General features: G+C 64.0%; 24 protein-coding genes and 1 other RNA gene. 16 read left to right on the forward strand and 9 right to left on the reverse strand.

Annotated elements, in window-relative coordinates; genetic code table 11:
- Nucleotides 1-164: 164 nt before the first annotated feature.
- Nucleotides 165-809: a glutathione S-transferase family protein gene (locus KM031_RS15120; RefSeq protein WP_215506537.1), complete on the reverse strand. Its 645-nt coding sequence runs from the start codon at nucleotides 807-809 to the stop codon at nucleotides 165-167.
- A gap of 123 nt (nucleotides 810-932) precedes the next feature.
- Here KM031_RS15120 and KM031_RS15125 point away from each other — a divergent pair, with 123 nt between their 5' ends.
- The 5 genes from KM031_RS15125 (at nucleotide 933) to KM031_RS15145 (ending at nucleotide 6,969) form a co-directional block, all read left to right on the forward strand.
- A complete protein-coding gene (locus KM031_RS15125) occupies nucleotides 933-2,687 on the forward strand; it encodes a bifunctional helix-turn-helix transcriptional regulator/alpha/beta hydrolase (RefSeq protein WP_215506535.1) in 1,755 nt (584 codons plus the stop codon).
- A gap of 266 nt (nucleotides 2,688-2,953) precedes the next feature.
- Nucleotides 2,954-3,931 (forward strand): polyphosphate kinase 2, encoded by a 978-nt coding sequence (gene ppk2 / locus KM031_RS15130; RefSeq protein WP_215506533.1) that lies wholly within the window; start codon nucleotides 2,954-2,956, stop codon nucleotides 3,929-3,931.
- A gap of 73 nt (nucleotides 3,932-4,004) precedes the next feature.
- Nucleotides 4,005-4,652: a DUF1007 family protein gene (locus KM031_RS15135; RefSeq protein ID WP_215506531.1), complete on the forward strand. Its 648-nt coding sequence runs from the start codon at nucleotides 4,005-4,007 to the stop codon at nucleotides 4,650-4,652.
- On the forward strand, nucleotides 4,640-5,572 hold the full coding sequence (locus KM031_RS15140) for a nickel/cobalt transporter (protein WP_215506529.1): 933 nt from the start codon (nucleotides 4,640-4,642) through the stop codon (nucleotides 5,570-5,572). The genes KM031_RS15135 and KM031_RS15140 overlap by 13 nt, the downstream gene beginning before the upstream one ends.
- Before the next feature lie 44 nt (nucleotides 5,573-5,616).
- Entirely contained in the window at nucleotides 5,617-6,969 is a 1,353-nt protein-coding gene (locus tag KM031_RS15145) for an MATE family efflux transporter (RefSeq protein WP_215506527.1), read from the forward strand.
- On the opposite strand, the gene KM031_RS15150 is transcribed toward KM031_RS15145, so the two are convergent.
- Entirely contained in the window at nucleotides 6,970-7,386 is a 417-nt protein-coding gene (locus KM031_RS15150) for a hypothetical protein (RefSeq protein WP_215506525.1), read from the reverse strand. It lies immediately after the preceding gene.
- 9 nt (nucleotides 7,387-7,395) lie between these two features.
- Complete coding sequence (locus KM031_RS15155) at nucleotides 7,396-8,598, reverse strand: pyridoxal phosphate-dependent aminotransferase (RefSeq protein WP_215506523.1); 1,203 nt, start codon at nucleotides 8,596-8,598, stop codon at nucleotides 7,396-7,398.
- 88 nt (nucleotides 8,599-8,686) lie between these two features.
- Here KM031_RS15155 and KM031_RS15160 point away from each other — a divergent pair, with 88 nt between their 5' ends.
- Nucleotides 8,687-8,962: an FAD assembly factor SdhE gene (locus tag KM031_RS15160; protein ID WP_215506521.1), complete on the forward strand. Its 276-nt coding sequence runs from the start codon at nucleotides 8,687-8,689 to the stop codon at nucleotides 8,960-8,962.
- 119 nt (nucleotides 8,963-9,081) lie between these two features.
- Nucleotides 9,082-9,579, forward strand: coding sequence for a MarR family winged helix-turn-helix transcriptional regulator (locus KM031_RS15165; protein ID WP_215506519.1), 498 nt, complete (start codon nucleotides 9,082-9,084; stop codon nucleotides 9,577-9,579).
- Here KM031_RS15165 and KM031_RS15170 read toward each other — a convergent pair.
- The 3 genes from KM031_RS15170 to KM031_RS15180 all read right to left on the reverse strand — a co-directional run bounded on the left by KM031_RS15170 (nucleotide 9,573) and on the right by KM031_RS15180 (nucleotide 14,186).
- Nucleotides 9,573-11,630, reverse strand: a complete 2,058-nt coding sequence (locus tag KM031_RS15170) for a capsule polysaccharide biogenesis protein (protein ID WP_215506518.1) — start codon at nucleotides 11,628-11,630, stop codon at nucleotides 9,573-9,575. The two genes, KM031_RS15165 and KM031_RS15170, sit on opposite strands and share 7 nt — an antisense overlap.
- 7 nt (nucleotides 11,631-11,637) lie before the next feature.
- Nucleotides 11,638-12,780 (reverse strand): polysaccharide biosynthesis/export family protein, encoded by a 1,143-nt coding sequence (locus KM031_RS15175; RefSeq protein WP_215506516.1) that lies wholly within the window; start codon nucleotides 12,778-12,780, stop codon nucleotides 11,638-11,640.
- 89 nt (nucleotides 12,781-12,869) lie between these two features.
- On the reverse strand, nucleotides 12,870-14,186 hold the full coding sequence (locus KM031_RS15180; protein WP_215506514.1) for a capsule polysaccharide biogenesis protein: 1,317 nt from the start codon (nucleotides 14,184-14,186) through the stop codon (nucleotides 12,870-12,872).
- A 225-nt stretch (nucleotides 14,187-14,411) separates the two neighbouring features.
- Between KM031_RS15180 and KM031_RS15185 the strand changes: the two genes are divergently transcribed.
- Entirely contained in the window at nucleotides 14,412-15,008 is a 597-nt protein-coding gene (locus KM031_RS15185) for a riboflavin synthase (protein ID WP_215506512.1), read from the forward strand.
- A gap of 3 nt (nucleotides 15,009-15,011) precedes the next feature.
- Entirely contained in the window at nucleotides 15,012-15,548 is a 537-nt protein-coding gene (locus KM031_RS15190; RefSeq protein WP_215506510.1) for a hypothetical protein, read from the forward strand.
- Here KM031_RS15190 and KM031_RS15195 read toward each other — a convergent pair.
- Nucleotides 15,538-16,704 carry a BCCT family transporter gene (locus tag KM031_RS15195; RefSeq protein WP_215506507.1) on the reverse strand — a complete coding sequence of 389 codons (1,167 nt, stop codon included), beginning with the start codon at nucleotides 16,702-16,704 and terminating at the stop codon, nucleotides 15,538-15,540. The two genes, KM031_RS15190 and KM031_RS15195, sit on opposite strands and share 11 nt — an antisense overlap.
- A 254-nt stretch (nucleotides 16,705-16,958) precedes the next feature.
- On the opposite strand from KM031_RS15195, the gene ribB reads away from it, so the two are divergent.
- From ribB to KM031_RS15225, 6 genes are all read left to right on the forward strand, one after another.
- Nucleotides 16,959-18,062 carry a 3,4-dihydroxy-2-butanone-4-phosphate synthase gene (gene ribB / locus KM031_RS15200; RefSeq protein ID WP_215506505.1) on the forward strand — a complete coding sequence of 368 codons (1,104 nt, stop codon included), beginning with the start codon at nucleotides 16,959-16,961 and terminating at the stop codon, nucleotides 18,060-18,062.
- A 3-nt stretch (nucleotides 18,063-18,065) separates the two neighbouring features.
- Nucleotides 18,066-18,584 (forward strand): 6,7-dimethyl-8-ribityllumazine synthase, encoded by a 519-nt coding sequence (locus KM031_RS15205; protein ID WP_215506503.1) that lies wholly within the window; start codon nucleotides 18,066-18,068, stop codon nucleotides 18,582-18,584.
- Nucleotides 18,581-19,051 carry a transcription antitermination factor NusB gene (gene nusB, locus KM031_RS15210; RefSeq protein WP_246567244.1) on the forward strand — a complete coding sequence of 157 codons (471 nt, stop codon included), beginning with the start codon at nucleotides 18,581-18,583 and terminating at the stop codon, nucleotides 19,049-19,051. The genes KM031_RS15205 and nusB overlap by 4 nt, the downstream gene beginning before the upstream one ends.
- Nucleotides 19,052-19,123: 72 nt before the next feature.
- The gene (locus tag KM031_RS15215; protein ID WP_215506501.1) at nucleotides 19,124-19,519 is read left to right on the forward strand and encodes an META domain-containing protein; all 396 of its coding nucleotides are present in this window, start codon (nucleotides 19,124-19,126) and stop codon (nucleotides 19,517-19,519) included.
- 87 nt (nucleotides 19,520-19,606) lie between these two features.
- On the forward strand, nucleotides 19,607-19,933 hold the full coding sequence (locus KM031_RS15220; protein WP_215506499.1) for a hypothetical protein: 327 nt from the start codon (nucleotides 19,607-19,609) through the stop codon (nucleotides 19,931-19,933).
- 290 nt (nucleotides 19,934-20,223) lie between these two features.
- Entirely contained in the window at nucleotides 20,224-21,057 is an 834-nt protein-coding gene (locus KM031_RS15225; protein WP_215506497.1) for a DUF481 domain-containing protein, read from the forward strand.
- An 84-nt stretch (nucleotides 21,058-21,141) separates the two neighbouring features.
- Here KM031_RS15225 and ssrS read toward each other — a convergent pair.
- A non-coding RNA gene (gene ssrS / locus KM031_RS22745) (6S RNA) lies at nucleotides 21,142-21,299 on the reverse strand.
- 111 nt (nucleotides 21,300-21,410) lie between these two features.
- Here ssrS and KM031_RS15230 point away from each other — a divergent pair.
- Entirely contained in the window at nucleotides 21,411-21,872 is a 462-nt protein-coding gene (locus KM031_RS15230; protein ID WP_215506495.1) for an MmcB family DNA repair protein, read from the forward strand.
- Here the strand turns inward: KM031_RS15230 and KM031_RS15235 are convergent.
- A complete protein-coding gene (locus tag KM031_RS15235) occupies nucleotides 21,856-22,068 on the reverse strand; it encodes a DUF6324 family protein (protein WP_215506492.1) in 213 nt (70 codons plus the stop codon). The two genes, KM031_RS15230 and KM031_RS15235, sit on opposite strands and share 17 nt — an antisense overlap.
- Between the last annotated feature and the right edge of the window lie 3 nt (nucleotides 22,069-22,071).

Genomic DNA, 22,071 nt, shown 5'->3' on the forward strand with positions numbered 1-22,071 from the left:
ATTCTTATGGAGGTCTTTGAGACCGGATTAGACCATCCGGGCGGCCTTGGCGCAAGGGAGGCATCCGCAAGGGATTGCGGTTGAAGATGCCGCCACCGCAGCCCATGGGCAAGTGGCGGCAATTCCGGCCCGGTCAGGGCGGGTCGGGGATCGCGCGCGCCCGCTCAGGCGGGTTCGGCCAGACGGGCGGCCCACATCGCCTTGAAGGCCGGGCGCGACTGGCAGCGGCTCATCCAGGCGGCAATGGCCGGATGCGATTGCATCAGCGGCGCATGACCCTGCGCATAGCGCACGATCTCGGCCACCATGATGTCGGCCACGGTGAACCGGTCCAGCAGCCAGGCCCGCCCGGTCAGGTGATCGTCCAGCCGTTCAAACGGACGCAGCAGCTTTTCGGCCTCCATCTCGATCACTTCGGCGCCTTCGGGGGTGGCCGGATCGGCATAGAGGATGGCCAGCGCTGCGGCCTCGATCCCGGTGGCAGCAAACAGCGCCCATTGATCGGTCAGCGCCTGTTCGGCCAACCCGTGCGGGGCAAGCGTGCCGCCATGGGCGCGGGCGATGTGCAGGCAGATCGCAAGGCTTTCGGTCAGCACCAGATCGCCCTCGGTCATCGCCGGAATCTGCCCCTGCGGATTGATCGCCAGAAAGCTGTCCGAGGCGGTGTGCAGCGGCGCATCCTTCGCCATGGGGTCGGGCAGGCGATAGGCCTGGATCACCGGCACATGGGTGAAGGCCATGCCGATTTCATGAAGCAGCCAGATCGGGCGCGACGCGCGCGAGCGGTGGCAGCCATACAGCGTAAGCATCGGGTGTCCTCCATGGGTGTTGCGTGACTATGCGGGGGGCGCGGGCATGAGGCAAGATGCCGCGCGGGCCTTTCTGGCATGCGAATCCTTGCCGCCATGGGGGCATTGCGGCAGGCACGGCCCATGAAAGAGCGTGTCCCCCTGACCGAGACCGCGCAATTCGCAGAGCGCGACCAGAAGGCCGAGATTGTCGACCGTCTGTATGAGGTTGCGCTGGATCCGATCCGGCTGGAGGAATTGCTGGAGGTCTGGGAAGGGCGCGTGGCACAGCTGCGGGTCGGGGCGCTGGAAGGCGCGATTGCGCTGGATGACCCGGAGATCGACGCCCACGTCAGCCGCGCGCGGGTGTTTCTGGACCGGTTCGAGGCGACGCGCGAAGATGGCGGCTATCGCTCCATTCTGGACGACATCCCCCGCTATGCCGCCTTCGTCTCGGATGGCGGGGCGCGGATCATTGCGTGCAACCGCGCGGCAGGTCTGGCCTTCGGGTTGGCCGAGGCCGGGCCGCTCACCACCCTGCCATTCGAGCCGGAGGATGTGGAGACCTTGCGCGGCGTGATCCACAAGGTCGCCTCGGGGCGGGCCGAAAAGGTGGTGACGTTGCGCATCCGATCGCGCGTGACGGGCAGCCCGGTGATCCTGCGGGTCAGCGCGCTGGAGGCCGATGCGCCCAAACCCTTGGCACTTGTGCTGTCCACCGAACTGTTCTGGCCCGATGATTTCAGCGAAACCGTGCAAGAGGCCTTTGGCCTCACCCCCGCCGAGGTGGAGATCGTGCGCGGCATCACGCTGGGCCTGCCGCTGAAGGATATCGCGGAACAGCGCGGGCGGTCGGTCGAAACGGTGCGCACGCAGGCGCGCTCGATCCTCGCGAAAACCGAAACGCACAGCCAGTCAGAGCTGGTGCGCGTGGTGCTGGGCCTGATGGATGTGGCGCTGATCCCGACGGCAGGGGCCGAGCCGCTGCCCGACACCGGCGGCCTTGCGCCGGTGGTGTTCCGGCAGATGCGGGGGCCGGGCGGGCGGCGGCTGGACTGGACCGAATTCGGCGATGCCAAAGGCGTGCCCGTCCTGTTCATGCATCTGGATTACGGGCTGATCCGCTGGCCCGCCGCCGCCGAACTGGCCGCAAGGCAGCAGGGGCTGCGGGTGATCGTGCCGGTGCGCGCAGGCTATGGCCGCAGCGATCTGCACGGCAAGGGCACCGATCACATCACCGGCTGCACCGAGGATTACGCCGCCGTTCTGGAACATCTGGGGGTGGCGCAGGCGGCGGTGATCTGTCTGGGCGCGGATCTGCGCTTCGCGCTGAACCTTGCGATCACGCGGCCCGGCCTGATCAGCGGTATTCTGGGATGTGCCGCGCAACTGCCGCTGCGCACCGCCGCACAATATGAACGCATGGACAAATGGCAGCGCTTCATTCTGGCCAATGCCCGTTATGCGCCCAAGGTGCTGCCATTTCTGGTGCAGGCGGGGTTCAGTCTGGCGCGGCGTCTGGGCAAGGAAAAGTTCTTTGCGCAGGTCAATGGCGGCTCGCCCGCGGATATGGAAACTTTCGCCCGTCCCGAGGTGCGCGAGGCGATGCTGGCCGGATCCGAGGTCTGCCTTGGCGCAAGGCTCTCGGCGCATGAGGCGTTTACCCGTGAATGTATCAGTTCGGAGCGCGACTGGTCGGCGCTGGTGACGGCCTGCCATGTGCCGGTGCTGCTGCTGCAAGGTGATCAGGATCCGCAGACGCCGGTGCAGACGATCCGCGAATTGATGGGTGAATTCGCGCAGCTGCGCGTGGAATTCGTGCCACAGGCGGGGCAGCTTTTGTTCTTCAAGGAATGGCCACAGGTGCTGGCGCGGCTGGCGGAATTTTTGCCGCGCTGATGCGGTTTACCTCAAATGGGGTATGCGGTCATCTGATGGCGCGGCTAGGGTCGCAGCATGACGCAAGCATAGAACGGCACGTTTTCAAGGACGATTTTGTTTTGCCCCCGAGCAGGGCGGTGGATCGAGGGATCCGCCGCCCTGTCTCTGTTCCGGGGGCGCTCTGGTCACAGCGGATGGATTTCTGGCGCGGTTTGACCCGGATCAAGGTGCCGCGCCGCCAAAATGTGAAGGCTCTGCCCCGTGATGTAACAGGGAGACGCCGCATGGAAGACATTGCCCCGCTGGTCACGGCCACGACCCCGGCCACAATCGCCAGAACCTTGCCCGATGACGAAGCTTTTGTGAGCCCCGGCCCCAAGGCCTTTCCCAAAACCAACCCGGATGCGATCCGGCAGGCTTTTGAAACCGGCCGCTATCCCTATGCCCGCCCGATGGCCACCAAGGTTTATGAGGCCGAAAAGGCGCGGCTTCAGGCCGAATTGCTGAAGGTGCAGATCTGGGCGCAGGAAACCGGGCAGAAATTCGTCATCCTGATGGAAGGCCGGGATGCGGCAGGCAAGGGCGGCACGATCAAGCGCTTCATGGAACATCTCAATCCGCGGTATGCGCGGGTGGTGGCGCTGACCAAGCCGGGCGAGAAGGAAAAGGGCGAATGGTTCTTTCAGCGCTATATCCAGCACCTGCCCACGGCCGGCGAGATCGTGTTCTTCGACCGCAGTTGGTATAATCGCGCCGGTGTGGAACGGGTGATGGGGTTTTGCAGCCCGTCGGAATATCTGGAATTCATGCGCCAGGTGCCCGAACTGGAGCGGATGCTGGTCCGCTCGGGGATCCGGCTGTGCAAATACTGGTTTTCGGTCACCCGCGATGAACAGCGGCGGCGCTTTCTGGCGCGCGAAACCGATCCGCTGAAAATGTGGAAGCTGTCGCCCATCGACAAGGCCTCGCTGGACAAATGGGATGACTATACCGAAGCCAAGGAGGCGATGTTCTTCTACACCGATACCGCCGATGCGCCCTGGACCATCGTCAAGTCGAATGACAAGAAACGCGCCCGGCTGAACTGCATGCGCCACTTCCTGTCGCAGTTGGACTATCCGGGCAAGGATGCGGCACTTGTGGGTCTGCCCGATCCGCTGATCGTGGGGCGCGCCAGTCAGGTGATCGGCGGGGCAGGGCATATCCTTGACACCGCCTTGCCGCCCGACTTCCGCAAGGGGCAACAAACCGCCCGGGGCTGATCGCGCCGCTTGCAGCGAGAAGCGCAGCGCTTTACCTCAGCACGGCAATCCGGCTGGGCGGAAGGGGCGGGCGATGCGCAGACATCTGGCAGCAATGCTTTTGGCGGCGGTTCCCGCAGCGGCGGCGGCGCATCCGCATATCTATGTGGATACCGGGATCGAAGTGATCTTTGATGCGCAGGGCAAGGCCGAGGCGCTGCGCATCACCTGGGTCTATGACGAATTCTATTCGCTGCTGCTGGTCGAGGAACGTGGTCTGGATGCCGATCACGATGGCACGGCCACGCCGGAAGAAACGGCGCAATTGCAAGGCTTTGACATGAAATGGGAGCCGGGATTTCCGGGCGATACCTATCTTTTGTCGGGCGATGTGGAGCACAAGCTCTCCGGCCCCTCGGACTGGACGGCCAGTTATCAGGGCGGGCGGCTGACCTCGACGCATCTGCGCAGGATCGCGCCGGCGCTGGGCCTTGATGCGCCGCTGAAGGTGCAGGTCTATGATCCGGGGTTCTACACCGCCTATACGATTGCCTTTGATCCGGTGCTGACCGGCCTGCCTGCGGGTTGTGCCGCGCAGGTGTTCACCCCGGACCGCGACGCGGCAGATGAACGGCTGCTGGCGGCGCTGGCGGAATATGGTGCGGATGAGGATGTGGAGATGGACTTTCCGGCCATCGGCGCTGCTTTCTCGGAAGAGGTGCGCATCACATGCGGCGGCTGATCCTGAGCGCGGGGCTGCTGGTGGCGCTGGTGCTGGCGCTGCTATGGCTGACCGGGGGCCTTGTCAGCCTGCGGCTCTGGGCCGAGGCCGCGCAGCGCGATGTGCAACGCGATATGGCGGCAGCGGTGCGGGCGATTGCCGGGCGCGTGCCGGGGGCGGTGTTCGGCCTGCTGGCGGTCAGCTTTGCCTATGGCTTCTTTCATGCGGTGGGGCCGGGGCATGGCAAGATGCTGATTGGCGGCTATGGCATGGCGCGGCGGGTGCGGCTGGGGCGGCTGGCGGTGCTGGCGCTTGTCTCCAGCCTGGCGCAATCCAGCGTGGCGGTGGCGCTGGTCTATGCGTTCATCCTGGGCCTTGGCTGGGCGCGTGACCGGGTTCAGGGCCTGTCGGATGCGGTTCTGCTGCCACTGAGCCATGCGGCGATTGCCGGGATCGGCATCTGGCTGGTGTGGCGGGGGATCCGTGGGCTGCGGGCGCGGGCGGCTGCCGGCCAGCCGGATCATGCCGCCGGGCACCACCACCACCATCACGATCATCATCACCACGATCATCACGACACCTGCGGCTGCGGCCACGCCCATGGCCCGACGCTGGCCGAGGCCGAGGCGGTGACGGGCTGGCGCGACGGGCTGGCGCTGATTGCGGGCGTGGCGCTGCGGCCCTGTTCCGGCGCGCTGTTCCTGCTGATCGTCAGCTGGCAGATGGGGATTGCGCTGGCCGGGATTGCCGGGGTCTATGCGATGGGGCTGGGCACGGCGCTGGTGACGGTGGCGGTGGCGGCGCTGGCGGTCTGGGCGCGCGAAGGCACGCTGACCCATCTGCCGGGTGCGGGGCTGGCGCGGGCACTGCCCCTGTTGGAGCTTGTGGTCGGGGCGCTGATTGCCTTGATTGCCGGACAAATGTTTCTGCAAAGCCTATAAATGCGGCAGCTTGCCGCGCGTTTGATCAAACGCTATGAGGGAGCATGACCCAAATGCTTTCCCGTTCCGCCCATGCGCGCGCTTTGCTCGCGCTCGGCCTGCCGCTTGTCGGTAGCCATCTTGCGCAGATGTTGCTGCATGTCACCGATACCGTGATCGTTGGCTGGTATGGCGTCACCGATCTTGCTGCCGTGGTGCTGGGCAGTTCCAGCTTCTTTGTGGTGTTCATTCTGGGCTCGGGCTTTGCGCAGGCGGTGATGCCGATGGTCGCGCAGGCGCTGGGCCGGGGTGATGAAACCGAGGTGCGCCGCGCCGCCCGCATGGGGCTTTGGCTGTCGATCGCCTTTGCGCTGCTGTCTTATCCGCTGTTCTGGTGGGCCGGGCCGATTCTGCTGGCGATGGGGCAGAAGCCCGAAGTGGCACAGCTTGGGCAGGATTTCCTGCGTATTGCCGGGCTGGGCATGATGCCTGCCTTGCTGGTGATGGTGCTGAAAAGCTATCTCGCCGCGCTGGAGCGGACACAGGTCGTGCTGTGGGTGACGGTGGCTGCGGTGTTTTTCAACGCCTTTTTCTGCTATGCGCTGGTATTCGGCCATTGGGGCGCGCCGGAACTGGGCGTGCGCGGCGCTGCGATTGCGTCTTTTGTGGTGCAGACGCTGACCTGTGTCATTCTGGCGGTCTATGCCGCCTGGCTGCGCGAGCTGCGGCGCTTTCACCTGTTCCAGCGCTTCTGGCGGCCGGATTGGCACGCGATGGGCATGGTTCTGCGGCTGGGCATGCCGATCGGGTTGACCAGCCTTGCCGAAAGCGGGCTGTTTCAGGCCACCGCCGTCATGATGGGCTGGATCGGCACGGTGGAGCTTGCAGCGCATGGCATCACGCTTCAGGTGGCGGCGATGACCTTCATGGTGCATGTCGGCTTGTCCAATGCGACGACCGTGCGCACCGGGCGCTTTGCCGGGGCGGCGGAATGGGACAATCTGCGTGAAGGGGCCAAAGTCGCCATCGCGCTGTCGATGCTGTTCGGCATGACCACCGTTGCGCTGTTTCTGGCCATCCCCGAGACGATCATCGGCCTGTTCATCGACCAGAGCGGCGCACAGGCCGGGCAGATCATCGCCTTTGGCACGATGCTGATGGCACTCGCGGCGGCGTTCCAGATGGTGGATGCGGCGCAGGTCATGGCGCTGGGCCTGCTGCGCGGCGTGCATGACACGCGGGTGCCGATGTGGATTGCCGCGTTTTCCTATTGGGTGATCGGTATGCCCACCTCGTATCTGCTGGCCTTCAAGGTGGGTTTGGGCGGGGCGGGGCTGTGGATCGGCCTTGTGGTTGGCCTGACCCTTGCCGCGATTGCGCTGATGGCGCGGTTCTGGCTGCGGGTGCCGAAGGGCTGATCAGTCCTCGGCCCCTGCGGCTTTCATCAGCCGTTCTGCCTTCTTGCGCACCAGAACCGCCCGCAGATCGTGCATGGCCAGCAGCAGGGCGTCGGTCACCTCTTCCATCTGCGCCTCGGTCGCCTTGGACTGCACCCATTGCGTCGTGGTGTTGAGGTAATCGACGGCGCGGTGAATATCATCCACGTCGCGCCGCGCCAGCACGGCCACACGCTCGGCCATCCAGGCGCGGATCTCGGCCAGATCGGCCTCGCTCAGCGCGGTTTCGCCATGCGGTTTGATATTACCGTTCTTGATGTTGATGGTGGCGATTTCTTCCATGTCGATACGCCGCTGCCGGTTCTCGGTATCGACCCGGAACACGACAGCGCCATTCTCGCGGATGCGAAAGTAATAATTCGGTAAATCGCCCGCCATCGGGCCCCCTTATGTCAATTGCTCACAAAACTGCTGGATGCGGCTGCACGCCTCGCGCAATGCGTCATCTGACGTAGCGTAGCTGACACGGAAGTTGGGTGAAAGACCGAAGGCAGCGCCAAACACCACCGCAACCCCGGTTTCTTCCAGCAGGGCCGTGGCAAATGCCTCGTCATCCACGATTTTCGTGCCGGCGGCAGAGGTCTTGCCGATACAGCCTGAAATGTCGGGATAGACATAAAACGCCCCTTCGGGCGTCGGGCAGGTGATGCCCTTGGCCTGATTGAGCATGCCCACCACCAGATCGCGGCGGCGCTGGAACAGGGCCTTGTTGTGGGTCAGAAACTCTTGCGGGCCTGTCAGGCCTTCAAGCGCCGCATATTGGCTGACCGAGCAGGGGTTGGAGGTGGATTGCGACTGGATCGTGCCCATCGCCTTGATCAGATGCACCGGGCCTGCGGCATAGCCGATGCGCCAGCCGGTCATCGCATAGGATTTGGAGACGCCATTGCAGGTCAGCGTGCGGTCATAGAGGCCGGGTTCCACCTGGGCGGGGGTGGTGAATTCGAAATCGTCGAACACCAGATGTTCATACATGTCATCCGTCATGATCCAGACCTGCGGATGGCGCATCAGCACATCGCACAGCGCCCGCAGCTCGGCGCGGGTATAGCCTGCGCCGGTCGGGTTGGACGGGCTGTTGAAAATGAACCACTTGGTTTTCGGCGTGATCGCCGCTTCCAGTTGCGCCGGGGTCAGCTTGAACTGCGTTTCAATCCCGGCGGCGACGGTGACGGGGGTGCCCCCCGCCAGCAGCACCATATCGGGATAGGACACCCAGTAGGGCGCCGGGATGATCACCTCATCGCCCGGATTGCAGGTGGCCATCAGCGCATTGTAAAGGATCTGCTTGCCGCCGGTGCCGACGGTGATCTGGTTCGGCGCATAGGTCAGGCCGTTTTCGCGCAGGAACTTGGCGCAGATCGCCTTTTTCAGCTCGGGGATGCCATCGACGGCGGTGTATTTGGTCTTGCCCTGATCAATGGCGCGTTTGGCCGCGTCCTTGATGTTTTGCGGCGTGTCGAAATCCGGCTCGCCCGCGCCAAGGCCGATCACGTCCTTGCCTGCCGCTTTCAGTTCGGCCGCCTTGGTGGTGACCGCGATGGTGGGCGAGGGTTTGACACGGGCAAGGGTATCGGACAGGAAGGCCATGGAAAGCTCCGGCAGGCTTGGGGTTCGCCGAACTTCTAGGCGCGGGCGCGGCTTTGGGCAAGTGGAATGGACGCAGGGGAAAACAGGCATGGTTGAAACGGCAGAAGCCCGGCTGAAGCGGATGGCAATGCGGTCCTGGCGGCGCGGCACCAAGGAGATGGATCTGGTGCTTGGCCCCTATGCCGAGGCGCATCTGGCTGGCATGACGGAAGACCGGCTGGCGCTCTATGACCTGCTGTTGGCCGAAAATGACCAGGATCTGCTGCCCTGGGTCTTGGGTCAGCAAGAAGCGCCGCCGCAATATATGGTGTTGATTGCCGAAATCGGGGCCTTTGCGCGGGCGCGGTTGCAGGCGGGGCGCTGATCGGCGCTGCCCCCGTTCGGAGAAAACATGCATCTTCGGCAAATAATTTATGAAAATTTACGAAATATTTCCTTTTTGAGTCGACCCTGACAGTTGATCGCGGTCAGTCGGAGAGGGGAATGTCTGTTCATCAAAAGGTTCTGGATGGCTCGCATAAGGCGTTCATGCTGGGTTATCTGGAAAATCTTTCACTGCTGGAGCGGCTGCACAGGCTGATGCTCGATGTGGTGAAAGACGAGTTCGAGCGTCTGGGCGTGTTGGAAATCAACCCGGTTCAGGCGCTTCTGCTGTTCAACATCGGTGAAAACGAAGTGACGGCGGGCGAGTTGAAGTCGCGTGGCTACTATCAGGGCAGCAATGTCAGCTATAACCTGAAAAAGCTGGTTGAGCTGGGCTATATGCACCATCAGCGGTCCGAAGTGGACCGGCGGTCGGTGCGGGTGCGGCTGACGGAAAAGGGCCGCCGCGTGCGCACTGTGCTGAATGATCTGTTCGTGCGTCAGGCCGAAACGCTGGACCAGCGCGGGGTGATCACCCCGGCGGGGCTGGAAGATGTCAATCAGGCGCTGAAACGCATCGAACGCTATTGGACCGAACAGATTCGGTACATTTACTGACGCCAGAGGTGGGCATAGCCCGCCATTGTGCCTTGCAGCTTCGCCAGAAGGCGATTTGCGGCCCCCGGATGCGGGATCGCACCCTGTGACAGCCGGTCCAGAACCACTTCGGGTGGGCAGGGGCGGCGGCTGACCGGATCATAATATCGCGGATAGGCAATCAGCGCCGCGTGGACAAGATGCAGAAGCGTCGGTCGCGGCAGCGGATGCCCATCCGCAGCATGGTGCCGCCGGGTGGGCACCGGCCCCAGATCACGGGTCAGACCCCAGCCCGCATAAAACGGCGCCCCCGTACAGGTGACAGCTTTGCCCCGGATCAGGGCCTCGAAGCCCAGAAGCGAGGTCATTGTCCAGACCTCATCGCAGGCAGCCATCAGCGCCAGCGGGTCGGCCTTGCGGGCGATGACATCGGCAAGACCCGCCGCATCTACCGCACCGGGGCGCAGGCCCGCTTCGACATCCGGGTGGGGTTTGTAGACGATCACGGCGTCTGGATGCGCCGCGCGCACGGCCTGCAACAGCGCCAGATTGGTCGCAATCGGGCCTGCGCCCAGCCGGATCGAGGCGTCATCCTCCACCTGTCCGGGCACAAGAATCCGATGGCCTGTGGGCAGATCGGCCAGCCCGCCGCCCAGATTGTATTTGGTCAGCCCGGCGGCAATCAGCCGCTCCAGCAGGCGCTCGGCCCGCTCTGCGCCGCCGGGGGGCAGGGGGGCGGTGATCAGCCGCTCCAACCGGCTTTCGCGCGACGGATCGTAATAGATGCCCAGATCATCGGTCACGAGGCTGAGCGGCGGCACCAGTTCCGCCCCCAACCCACGCGAGCGCAAAAAGCCATCCTCCACCCGGCGCACGCCCTGCGGCGCGGCCAGCGGCCCGGCCTCCTTGCCCGCCCAGACCAGCAGGCCCCGCCCCTCGGCACTGGCCTTTGCCTGCGCGCGCTGCGGATCGTCTGCAAAGCACAGCGGGCGGTCCTGCCCGAACACCGCTTGCAGCCGCCCGCGTTTCCACAGCCGCATCCCCAGCGCAACGTGGCCATGGCGATCCTCGCGGAAGCGGCGGGCCTCGGCCTCAAGCTGATCCACCGCCTGTTCGAACGAACACAGCCGGTCTCGGCACGGGTCATACCAGATCGGCGCGAGGATCATCGCGGCTGCGAACAACTGCGCCCGGGTCAGACGGCGGCAGCGGCGCGGCGGCGGGCTGTCATCCTCGGTCAGGCCCCAGCCTGCATAGAACGGCTGGGCAAAAACGCGGGGGCGGTGGCCCGCGCAAATCGCCTCGAACCCCAACTGCGACGAGACGGTATAGACCGCAATCGCCCCGGCGAGCAGGGCATGCGGCGACACGGGATCGGCCAGCAGGCGCACCCGGCTGGTTTCATCCTGCGGCCCGTAATGCCCGGTGCGCCCGCCGCCCGCCGTTTCGGGATGGGTCTTGATCCAGACCGGCGCGCCGGGATGATCGAGCTGGGCATGGATCAGCATTTCGCGGAAGGTCGCCTCGGTGGCACCCGCATGGTGGATCGAGGCATCGCCGCGCGTCTGATCCACCACCAGAACGTAGCCGGGCGGCGGCGGGGGCAGCGCGGGATCGTGAATGTTGTATTTTGATAGATCGAGCGCGCGCAGCCGCGCCATGCCTTCACGCGCACGGCGCAAAAGGTTTGAATCGTCCAAGCGGTGCGTGGCGAGCAGATGCTCCATGTCCGAGGGTGACGCGGCATCGAAATGCACGCCGCGCCGGTCCAGCAGCAGCCCGAGCGGGGCATCGCCGGCGCGCCCGGGGCGGATGGAGCGCAGGAAGGCATCCTCCAGCCGCAGCAGCGGCACCGCCCGCCGCTCCGCCACCGCTTCGCCGCGCGCGGCATAGGGCGAGCGGCCCCAGACCACCACGCCATCCTCGGGGCCGGGCAGGCCCAGCCGCAGATCATGCCCGGCCAAGGTCAGGATACGCCGCAGCCGGGGCTGGCGCAGAAAGCCCGCATTGTAAAAGAAAAGCCGCCGGGGAAGGCCCCCGGCGGCAGATCTGGGATAGGTCTCGACGGCCAAGGCCGCCTCAGCCGCCCGAAGAGCCGACGCTGGCCAGCGAATCCGCAGCGCCCGCGGTTCCGGTGATCGCGCCGATGGTCTTGGTCCATTGCACGAAGGGCGCTTCGGTCACATAAACCGTGTCGCCGTCGCGGATCAGGAAATCGCGCGCCTCGAACATGCCGGTGGGTTGCGTCAGGTCCAGCACATAGACCATGCGCTGATCGCCGCGCAGATCCTTGCGGCCCAGCACCGAATTGGCGATTTCCGCCGGTTCGTTGCGGAACACAAACACCCCGGTCGGATCGGCCAGTGAGGTCGCCAGACCACCGACCTGCGCAATCGCCTCGATGGCAGAGAGGGTCTGCGATTCAAACGGCACAAGGCTTTGCGCGCCTGTGGCCCCGAGGGCGGTAAAGGCGCGCTGGTCGCGTTCGACCACGATCTGATCGCCGCCGCGCAGGGCGATATCCAGCCCCGGATTTTCGTAAAGATCCTGCAACCATACCTTGCCGGTCTGGCCGCCGCGCGTCACCCGCACGATCGCCACGGCAGGCTCGATGGCGATGCCGCCCGATTTTGCCAGCATGGTCGACAGGGTGCGCGTGGGCCGTTCGATCGGATAGACGCCTTGCCCGGTGACAGCGCCCGAAACCGATACGGTTTGCCCATCGCCCGCAAGCCGCTGCACGGTGATCTGCGGGTCCGGGGTCTGGCTGTCGAGCTTCTTGGTCAGGATCTGGCGCAGCCCGTCGGGCGTCTGACCTGCAGCCTTCACCTTGCCGGCATAGGGCACGAAAATGTAGCCCTGCCCATCGACCTGCACCTGATCGAGCAAGGACACGCGCTGGCCGGTATTACCCAGCAGCGGATCGTCCTTCACGTTTTCGAACACGGTCAGTGCCAGAAGGTCACCGGCGTTGATGGTGTCAGAGCCGACAACCCCCGCATTGCGGAAGCTGGATCCGAACCCGAAGGCTGGCATGACAGCGGTGGCGCGGGTGACGCGACTGTTCACGGTGACAACGTAGGCATCGCCCTGTTTCAGCACCGAACCTGCAAAGATTTCCCGTTTGTTGGGGCCAGAGCGGGGCAAACCGCAGGCGCCAACCGTCGCAACAAGTGCAACAAGGACCAGTGCTCTGGCCCCTTTGGATGTCGTCAATTTCACTGCTCGGGCTCCTTTATTGGATTTTGCCTCAAGTTTTTTAAGCAAACCTACAGAAAGGTAGAAGAAAATGCCAGTCTGTCTTGCGTGGCTCAAGTGACGAGCCGCAACTGTTGCCGCGGTGCCGCGTTACCCGAGGTCAGCGCATCATAGGGATCCTCGGGGGCGAGCATCATATCGACCACCTGCCGCAGCAGCGCGCGCCGCCCGCGCGCCGAATAAAAGCCACCCGGAACCTGACTGGTTTCCAGCAGATAATGGCGGTAATCGCGATAGGCGCGGCTGTCGGGGCGGCTGGGCTGGCGAAAGAAATCCGGCAGGCTCTGGGTCGAGACGAATTCCGGTTTGGCATAGACCGCCGCGCCAAAGGTCTTGAGCGGCAGGCCGCGCCACAGCACCTGCTGGCCTGCGGTGGAATTGACGGTGACGGCGCTGCGGGCATGGTTGAGCAGGGGGGCAAGCTTGCCACCGCGCACGAAATGCACCCGATCAGCAATGCCATGCGCGCGGGCCATGCGGCGGATTTCCTGCGCGACGGGGATGCGGCCATCCTCCAGCGGATGCGCCTTGAACACCAGATGGTGATGCGGTGCGGCGCCCTTGGCAAAGCCTTCGATCACCACCGCCAGAAACTCGCGCATGGTGCTGAAGGGCGAGTGCATCTGGAAACTGCTGTCATGTTCCAGTTGCAGCAACACCAGATGATAGGGAAAGCCGCCATGGGTGATGCGGAAGGTGGCCAGCCGCCGTTCCAGCGCATGCAGCGGCAGCAGCGCCAGGCGTTTGCAATAAAGCCAGAATTCCTGCCCCACCGTGAGGGCGCGGTGCGGGCGATAGGCGCGGTAATCCCAGAACCCGGTCATCACGAACCAGTGGTAGAGCGCGCCATAGAACATATGTTCGCGCATGTCGCCCCAGCGCGCCGGGGCATCGGGCAGATCCATGTCCGATTGCGCCAGCGCCGCCTGCATCTCCGGCAGGCTCAGCGTCATCAGCCGCGAATGGCCATTGGATCCGCCGCGCTCATAAGTCACCCAATGGGGGCGCAGATAGCCCTCTTCGAACACATGCACGGTCAGGCCTGCGGCGCGGGCCAGCCGGATGGCATGGGCATGAACAGGGCGGGTATCGCCATACAGCACGATGTCAGTGACCTGCCGCGTCTGGATCAGCGCGGCAAAGGCCTCGGGCCAATGCTCCAGACTGCCGCGATAGGGGATATAGCTGGCGGCATCGGGCCAGAAGGCGCGATCACCCCGATTGAAACCCACCCGCCAGACCTGCGCGCCGGTTGCGGCCAACATGCGGCCCAGACGGCGGAACCATGGCCCATGCGGGCCTTGCAGGAACAGGAATGTGCGTCCTGCCCCTGTCAGTCCCGTGGTCGATGGTGCGGTGGTCGGCTGCATGCTCTGCCCAATATGCGCCCGCATGGATCATGCGGGCGTGTTTTCCCTTTGCCTATCACGTCTTACCCCGTCTTGAAGGGGAATTCTTGACGATCTGCCGCCAAATTAATCGGCAAGCGCGGCGCGAGTGTGGCACAGGCGTGGCGGTCATGGCCCCCTTGCGCTGGGTCTTGCGTGTGTCGCCGCCGGGGGCTAGGCATCTGGAAACGGCTCAGGAGTGTCTGAATGTTTACGGGGATCGTCACCGACATCGGCAAGGTGCTGGAACTGGAACAGGCGGGGGATCTGCGGGCGCGGATCGGCACCGCCTATGATGTGGCGGGCATTGATATCGGCGCCTCCATTGCCTGCGACGGGGTGTGCCTGACGGTGATCGCCCTTGGCCGCACGCCGCAGAACTGGTTCGATGTGCAGATCAGTGCCGAAAGCGTCGGCAAGACCAATATCGGCGCATGGGCTGTGGGCAAGCGCCTGAATCTGGAGCGCGCGCTGAAGGTGGGCGATGAGCTGGGCGGGCATATCGTGTCGGGGCATGTCGATGGCGTGGCCGAAGTGATGCGCATCACCCCCGAGGGCGACAGCCTGCGTGTGACTTTCCGCGCCCCGGAGTCCTTGGCGAAGTTCATCGCGCCGAAAGGCTCGGTCGCGCTGAATGGCACCTCGCTGACGGTGAACGAGGTGGAGGGTTGCGATTTCGGCATCAACTTCATCCCGCATACGCAAAGCGTGACTACCTGGGACGAGGTGGCGGCGGGCAATCGCGTCAATCTGGAGGTTGACACCATGGCCCGCTATGTGGCGCGCCTGCGCGACTGGGGTTGAGCCATGGCGGGCCTCGGACATAATCGCGGGCCCGCGCTGACCGGCACCTCATGGCGCAGGCATTGCTGGACCGAGGCGCGTGCCGCGCTGCTGCCGCATCTGCCGATCGAGGTGCTGCGCGGCCGGGTGCGCCGCGCGCAGGAGTTGGGTCTGGACTACAAGACCTATGCCAGCATCCGCGCCGCATCGGGGCATGATGTGGTGGCCTTCCTGTTTTCGTCCAATGCCCTGCGGCTGGCCGCACCGGCGGTGATCCGTCCGCGGCTGACGGCGGTGCAGGGCTGTGCGCGGATCGGTCTCGCCGTGGCGCCGCTGACACCCGAGGCGCTGGCCGAGGCGATGCCGCCGCTGCACCAAAGCCACCCGGCCCCGCGCCCCTATGGCCGTTTTGCCGAGGCCCGCACGGCGCTGCGCACCGCCCGCGGGGCATGGCCCGCCGATGGCGTGGTTCTGGTGGGGGATGCCCCGTTCGAGGCCGAATGGTGCGCCGCCGGAAAGCTTGCCTATTACCTGCCGGCGACGCGGGTCTTCACACCTTGATGGCCCGGCTGTCGCGCAGCGCGTCGCGCACATGGTGGCGGCGGGTGAAAATCGCGACATAGACCATGGCATAAAGCCCGATCACCACCACGCCCACCCATTCAATCTTGAACGGGGTGAACTGATAGGCCAGCACCAGCGCGCATTGCAGGCCGAAATGCAGCGGGAAGTATTTCTGCCAGCCCAGCTCTTTCACGCCCCAGCCCAGATTGGCGCTGTAAAGCCGGATCAGACTGTCGAGCGAGTTGACGACGAACACCACCCCCACCGAAATCATCGCCCAGTTCAGCCAGCCGGGAATGACGATCTGCTGTTCAAAATAGATGAACAGCACCGCAAACCACAGGCCCAGCGGGATGGTGGGCAGCACGACCATGGCAAAGGCCAGCCGCCAGCTTTTCATGCCGCCGACGAAATTCGCCACAAACTGCCCGATCATGATCGACCAGCTGAACCACCAGAACAGGTAGAATTCATGGTAATCGGTGATCGGCGTGGCAAAGCGGTGCAGATTGCTGAAATAGCCCCAGAGCTTGCCCACATTGCCCAGCAGCCCGGTCAGGCCGAGCCCGGTATAGACATAGGCCACGATCACCAGCGCCACGAACACCAGCACGCCAAACCCCCAGGTCGACAGGATGGCGAGCCATTTCATGAAATTCAGGTTGCCGCTGGAATAGACCGATACGCCGATCACCCCCAGCACCAGCGTCCAGACGGCCCAGGACGGCAGATCGGGCGCATAAGAGGGCAGGGCCGACATGAACAGATAGGCGGTGAAGGCGCAGGTGGCGATGATGGTCAGATTGTAAATCCATTTCACCGCCGGAATTTCAAACACCTTCAGCCGGGGTTCCAGCACCACGAAATAGAACGCGGCCAGAAAATACATCATCCAGACCATCGGCCCCCACATACCAAACTCAACGGCCAGCGGGTTGGTGAAGGCATAGGCGTCGTCCCCGGCATAGACGGGAAACTCGGTCAGGGGCAGCATCACAAGGCCCATATCAAGGCCCGCAGTGAACAGCAGGGCCACCAGTGTGAAGGTATTCACCGGCATCACGCCTTTGCAGGGCACATCGGCCCATCGCACGATCACGAATATCGCGCTGAGAAGCACGGTCACATAGGCCGCGCTGATGATCAGGGTCATTCCTCTCTCCTTGTTGGTGGATCCGGGGTTGGTGGCTCCGGGGATCGCGTCGGTTTATGGGCGGGGATCGTGGCAGATCTGCCCTGACTGCGGTTCTTCTGCCGCTGCGTCACTGTAACGTGCCGCGCATTTGGTTTTTGTTGATTAACCGATCAATCAAAATACGAAAGCGACATCCCGGCCATCCCTTTGATCCTCTGGCCTTTGGCGCGCAGGCGCGGTAAGGCTCCGGTAAATGCTGCGCGGAGCCTGCCATGAGCGAAAAGACGACTGATTACTCCGATGCGATTTCTTCTGTCGAGGAAATCATCGCGGATGCGCGCAACGGGCGCATGTTCATTCTGGTCGATCACGAGGACCGCGAGAATGAGGGCGATCTGGTGATCCCCGCCGAAATGTGTGACGCGGCGGCGGTGAATTTCATGGCCACCCACGGGCGCGGCCTGATCTGCCTGACGCTGCCGGGCGAGCGGATCGACGCGCTGGGGCTGCCGCTGATGGCCTCCAAGAACTCGTCGCGGCATGAAACCGCCTTCACCGTCTCCATCGAGGCGCGCGAAGGGGTTGAAACCGGCATTTCTGCTCGCGACCGGGCGCTGACGATTGCCGTCGCCATTGATGACAAGGCCGGGCCGCAGGACATTGCGACACCGGGTCATATCTTTCCGCTGCGGGCGCGCGAAGGCGGTGTGCTGGTGCGCGCGGGCCATACCGAAGCCGCGACCGATGTGGCGCGTCTCGCCGGTCTGAAACCCGCCGGCGTGATCTGCGAGATCATGAATGATGATGGCACCATGGCGCGTTTGCCCGATCTGGTCAGCTTTGCGCAGAAACACGGGCTGAAGATCGGCACGATTTCGGACCTGATCGCCTATCGCCGCCGCCATGACAATCTGGTCAAGGAACGCGCGGTGAAACGCGTCACCTCGGTGCATGGTGGCGAATGGGTGATGCGGATCTTCGGCGATCAGGCGCAAGGCGCTGAGCATGTGGTGCTTACCAAGGGCGACCTGTCCGCCCCCGGCCCGGTTCTGGTGCGGATGCACGCGCTGAACCCGCTGGAAGACGTGCTGGGCATCGGCAGCGTCGATCATGTGAACGAACTGCCGGGGGCCATGCGTCTGATTGCGGCGGAAGGGCGGGGCGTTGTGGTCCTGCTGCGCGATACCGCGATGAAACTGGTGGAAGAGGGCGAGGTTGCCCCGCAGACCCTGCGCCAATACGGGCTTGGCGCGCAGATCCTGTCGGCGCTGGGGCTGCATGACATCACGCTTGTCACCAATTCCAAAGCGCCGAAGGTGGTCGGGCTTGAGGCTTATGGCCTGTCGATCACCGGCACCCATCCGATTTCGGAGTGATCCATGGCCGCGTCTGAACAGCATTACACCCTGCCGCTGCCGAGCTTTGACAAGCCGGTGAAGCTCCTGATCGTGGTGGCGCCTTATTACAAGGACATCGCCGACAATCTGGTGGCGGGCGCGCAGGCCGTTGCCGCCGCCTGCGGTGCCGAGGCCGAGGTGATCGAGGTGCCCGGCGCGCTGGAGATCCCGTCCGCCATCGCCATGGCCGAACGCCTGTCCGCTTATGATGGTTATGTGGCGCTTGGCTGCGTGATTCGGGGCGAGACGACGCATTACGACACCGTCTGCAATGACAGCTCGCGCGCGATTACGCTGCTGGGGCTGCAAGGGGCCTGCATCGGCAATGGCATCCTGACGGTGGAAAACAAACCACAGGCCGATGTGCGGGCTGATCCGCAGGGCCAGAACAAAGGCGGGGGGGCTGCGGCCGCCGCGCTGCATCTGATCGCCCTCGCGCGCCGCTGGAGCGGGGAACGCAAGGGGATCGGTTTTCGCGCCAAGGGGGCGCCTCTCGCATGACGAAAGCTGACAAGCGCCAGATGAAATCCGCCGCCCGCCTGTTTGCGGTGCAGGCCCTGTTCCAGATGGAAAGCTCGGGCCAGACGGTGGAACGTGTGGTGCGCGAATTTGAAACGCATCGCTTTGGCGAGGTGCTGGATACCGGCGAGGAAATGGCGGAAGGCGATGCCAACCATTTCCGCACGCTCGTGGGCGAGGCGGTGAACTGGCAGGCCAAGATCGACCAGCTGACCGACCGCGCGCTGGTGGCCGCCTGGCCGATCGACCGGATCGACCCGGTGCTGCGCGCGCTGTTCCGCGCCGCCGGGGCAGAGCTTGTGGCCATGGCCACGCCGCCCAAGGTGGTCATCACGGAATTCGTGGATGTGGCCAAGGCGTTTTTCCCCGATGGGAAAGAGCCGAAATTCGTCAATGCCGTGCTGGATCATATGGCCCGCGAAGCCAAGCCCGAGGCTTTTTCGGTTTAATCCCGGTGCAGGGGCCAAGGATTGCCATGGCCCCTGCGTCTGATCCGGGATGAAGTCTTTACGGAGTGCCCGATGAACCGCCTTGCCGCCCTTGCCCTGATCTGTCTTGCCGCCTGCACGCCTGAAGACCCGCCGCAAAGCCTGACGGCAGAGGCTTTGGCAAAGGAGTGGCGGCTTGTGTCGCTGAATGGCAGTGCCTTCACCGCACAGGCCACGCTGGATCTGCGCGACCCGGAACAGGCCAGCGGGCAGGCCCCCTGCAATCGCTGGTTTGCGGCACGGGGTGGTGTGCTGCCCGCGCTGACCCTTGGTCCGGTGGGGGCAACACGCATGGCCTGCCCCGACCTGCAGGCCGAGACGGCCTATCTGACGGCGCTGAGCCAGGTGGCGGCGGTTGCCGTGGCCGATGACAATCTGGTGCTGACCGGGGCCGACGGGATGCGCATGGAATTTGCCGCCACCCCTTGATGCGCAAAAATGACGGTTCTGCGACGGTTTGGCGCTGGCCCCCGCGTGGGAGAGTGTTAGCATCCGGTTAACGCAGGAGGAATCGTCATGCCGAAACTGATCCGTCTTTACATCACCAATGTCGCCATCGGCTTTGGCCTTGCGGTCATTTTCGTGGCCATGCTGGTGGCCTTTGACATCGCAAATCTGCGCCATCTGGTGCTGGAGACCGAAATGGGCTGGCTGGCCGCGATGATGATGGTGCTGTTCAACGGCGTGGTCTTTGCCGGGGCGCAGTTTGCCATCGCGGTGATGCGCATGGCGGACGATGATACGCCGCCGCGTGGGGGCCGTCCGGCGCGACTGACGGACCTGGTCCCGGTGCGGGTGACGGCCGCGCAGCCCGCCCGCCGCCCCGGTGTGCCCCGCCGCTGAGCGGGGCCGCTGACAAGATTGTGCAGGCCCGGTGGTGACACCGGGCTTTTTTGTTGCCGTTTCAATCTGTTGCCCCCAATCCACGCCCGCCGCCTGACCTAGGGGAAGCGAAGGGAACCGGGGTCTTTTTGGCAAGGCTTCGCGCATCAAAACCCGCGTTTTCGGCGGTAAAGCGCACCTTTTCGCGCAAAATCACACCGGGCCTTGAAGCCGTGCCCCCCCTGACCACCTGTCACTCACCACCGCGGCAGATGCGCTGCGGGTGTGATGTGCAAGTGAAAGGACACGACATGACAATGACCCTTCGTATCGCCGGCGTTTCCACGCTCGCCCTGCTGCTGGCCGGTGCCCCGGTTTTCGCACAGGCGACGCTGACCGGCACCGAGGCGCTGAATGACCGCCTTGATGACATCAATGAAGCGGTGACCGATGATCTGGAGCGTGCCGAAGACAACGCCCGTTTCGGCAACCCCGAATTCCAGCAGGGTCTGTCGGGTTCGGCCTCGCTTGGGTATTCGGGCAAGACCGGCAACAATGAATCGCAGGAATTCTCGGCCGGTGCGCGGATGCGTTATGCGCAGGGCAACTGGGTGCAGACCGTTGGCATCGCGCTTGATTTCGCCGATGTCGAAGGCGTGAAGTCGAAAGAAGACGTGTTCGGTGTCTATGATGCCAACTACTACTTCAACGACAGCTTCTACGGCTTCGTGCTGGGCCGCGTTGAAAGCAACGGTCTGGCCGCGACCGCCTCTGATACGCAGACCGACGCCTTCCTCGGCTTTGGTCCGGGCTACCGCGTGGTCAACACCCCTGACATGACCTGGCGTGTGCAGGCCGGTATCGGTGTGCGTTACGAAAAAGACGGTGCCGACAACAGCGAAACGGATACCGGCTACATCGCGTCGTCGCGCTTCTTCTACAAGTTCAACGAGAACATCTTTGCGACCAACGACACCGACATCCTGAAATCGGACTCGTCGCTGGCGATCAACAACGACCTCGGCGTGAACTTCAAGATGACCGATGCCTTCTCGACCCGTGTCAGCTATCTGACCGAGTATAACGACAGCCGCGCCATCCGCACCGACAACAAGCTTGGCGTGTCGCTCGTGATGGGTTTCTAAGGCCCGTCATCCCGTTCTGAATCTTTTTCATCACACTGGGGCAGGGAAACCTGCCCCTTCTTTTTTGCGTGATCGGGGAAAAGTGGCGGGCCCGCAGCAACCGTGGAGACAGGGTTTTCCCGAGAGCCAGAGGTCTCAGGTGGGTGCCAGGTAGCAGGACCAGGATCCTGCCAGAGCCAGCCCCCGTTCGGTTGCTTATCGGCCACTGGAAAAGAAGCCTCACACGAGAGGAGCAGCACCCGCCACTGCGAAAGATAGGCGCTCTGCCGGGCCGGGGCAAGGGCCAGCATCGGGATGGGGCGGGACCGCGCATCCCACTTGATTTTGTTCCCGCATTGTTCGATTTTGCGGGGATGGATAGCAACATCTCCCGCCCCCTGCTGTTACAGCCCGGCCAGCGTCTTGCGCGTGGCGTCTGTCGGCATTTGCGCAGCCTTGATTTCGCGACGATCGAGGAATTCGTGCCAAGCCCCGGTCTGCGCGTTGATGTGCTGGCGCTGGGGCCGAAGGGCGAGATCTGGGTGATCGAATGCAAATCCAGCCGGGTGGATTTTCTGTCGGATCAGAAATGGCACCAGTATCTGCCCTGGTGCGACCGGTTTTTCTGGGCGGTCGATTCTGCGTTCCCGGCCGAGATCCTGCCAGAGGACAGCGGGCTGATCCTCGCCGATGATTATGATGCGGCCATTCTGCGGATGGGGCCGCAGACACCTCTTGCCCCGGCGCGGCGCAAGGGGATGACGCAGAAAATCGCGCGGCATGCGGCCTTCCGGCTGCACATGCTGCGCGATCCGGGGCTCAGCGTTTCGCTTTAGGCCGACCGTCGGCCATGGCGCGGGCGGCTTCGGCGGCGGCGCGCAGCTCTTCTGCGATTTCCTCGGCCTCATCGGGGTCAAAATCCAGCGGCAGTTCGATTCCGCCCTCTGCCTCGATATAGATTCGCACCATGCCCAGATCGGTCGGGCCGATCTGGATATTGGCGGCGATGTCACTCTGTTTGTCGATGCCCATGGC

The organism is Gemmobacter fulvus (assembly GCF_018798885.1).
GTDB classification, from domain to species: Bacteria; Pseudomonadota; Alphaproteobacteria; order Rhodobacterales; family Rhodobacteraceae; genus Gemmobacter; species Gemmobacter fulvus.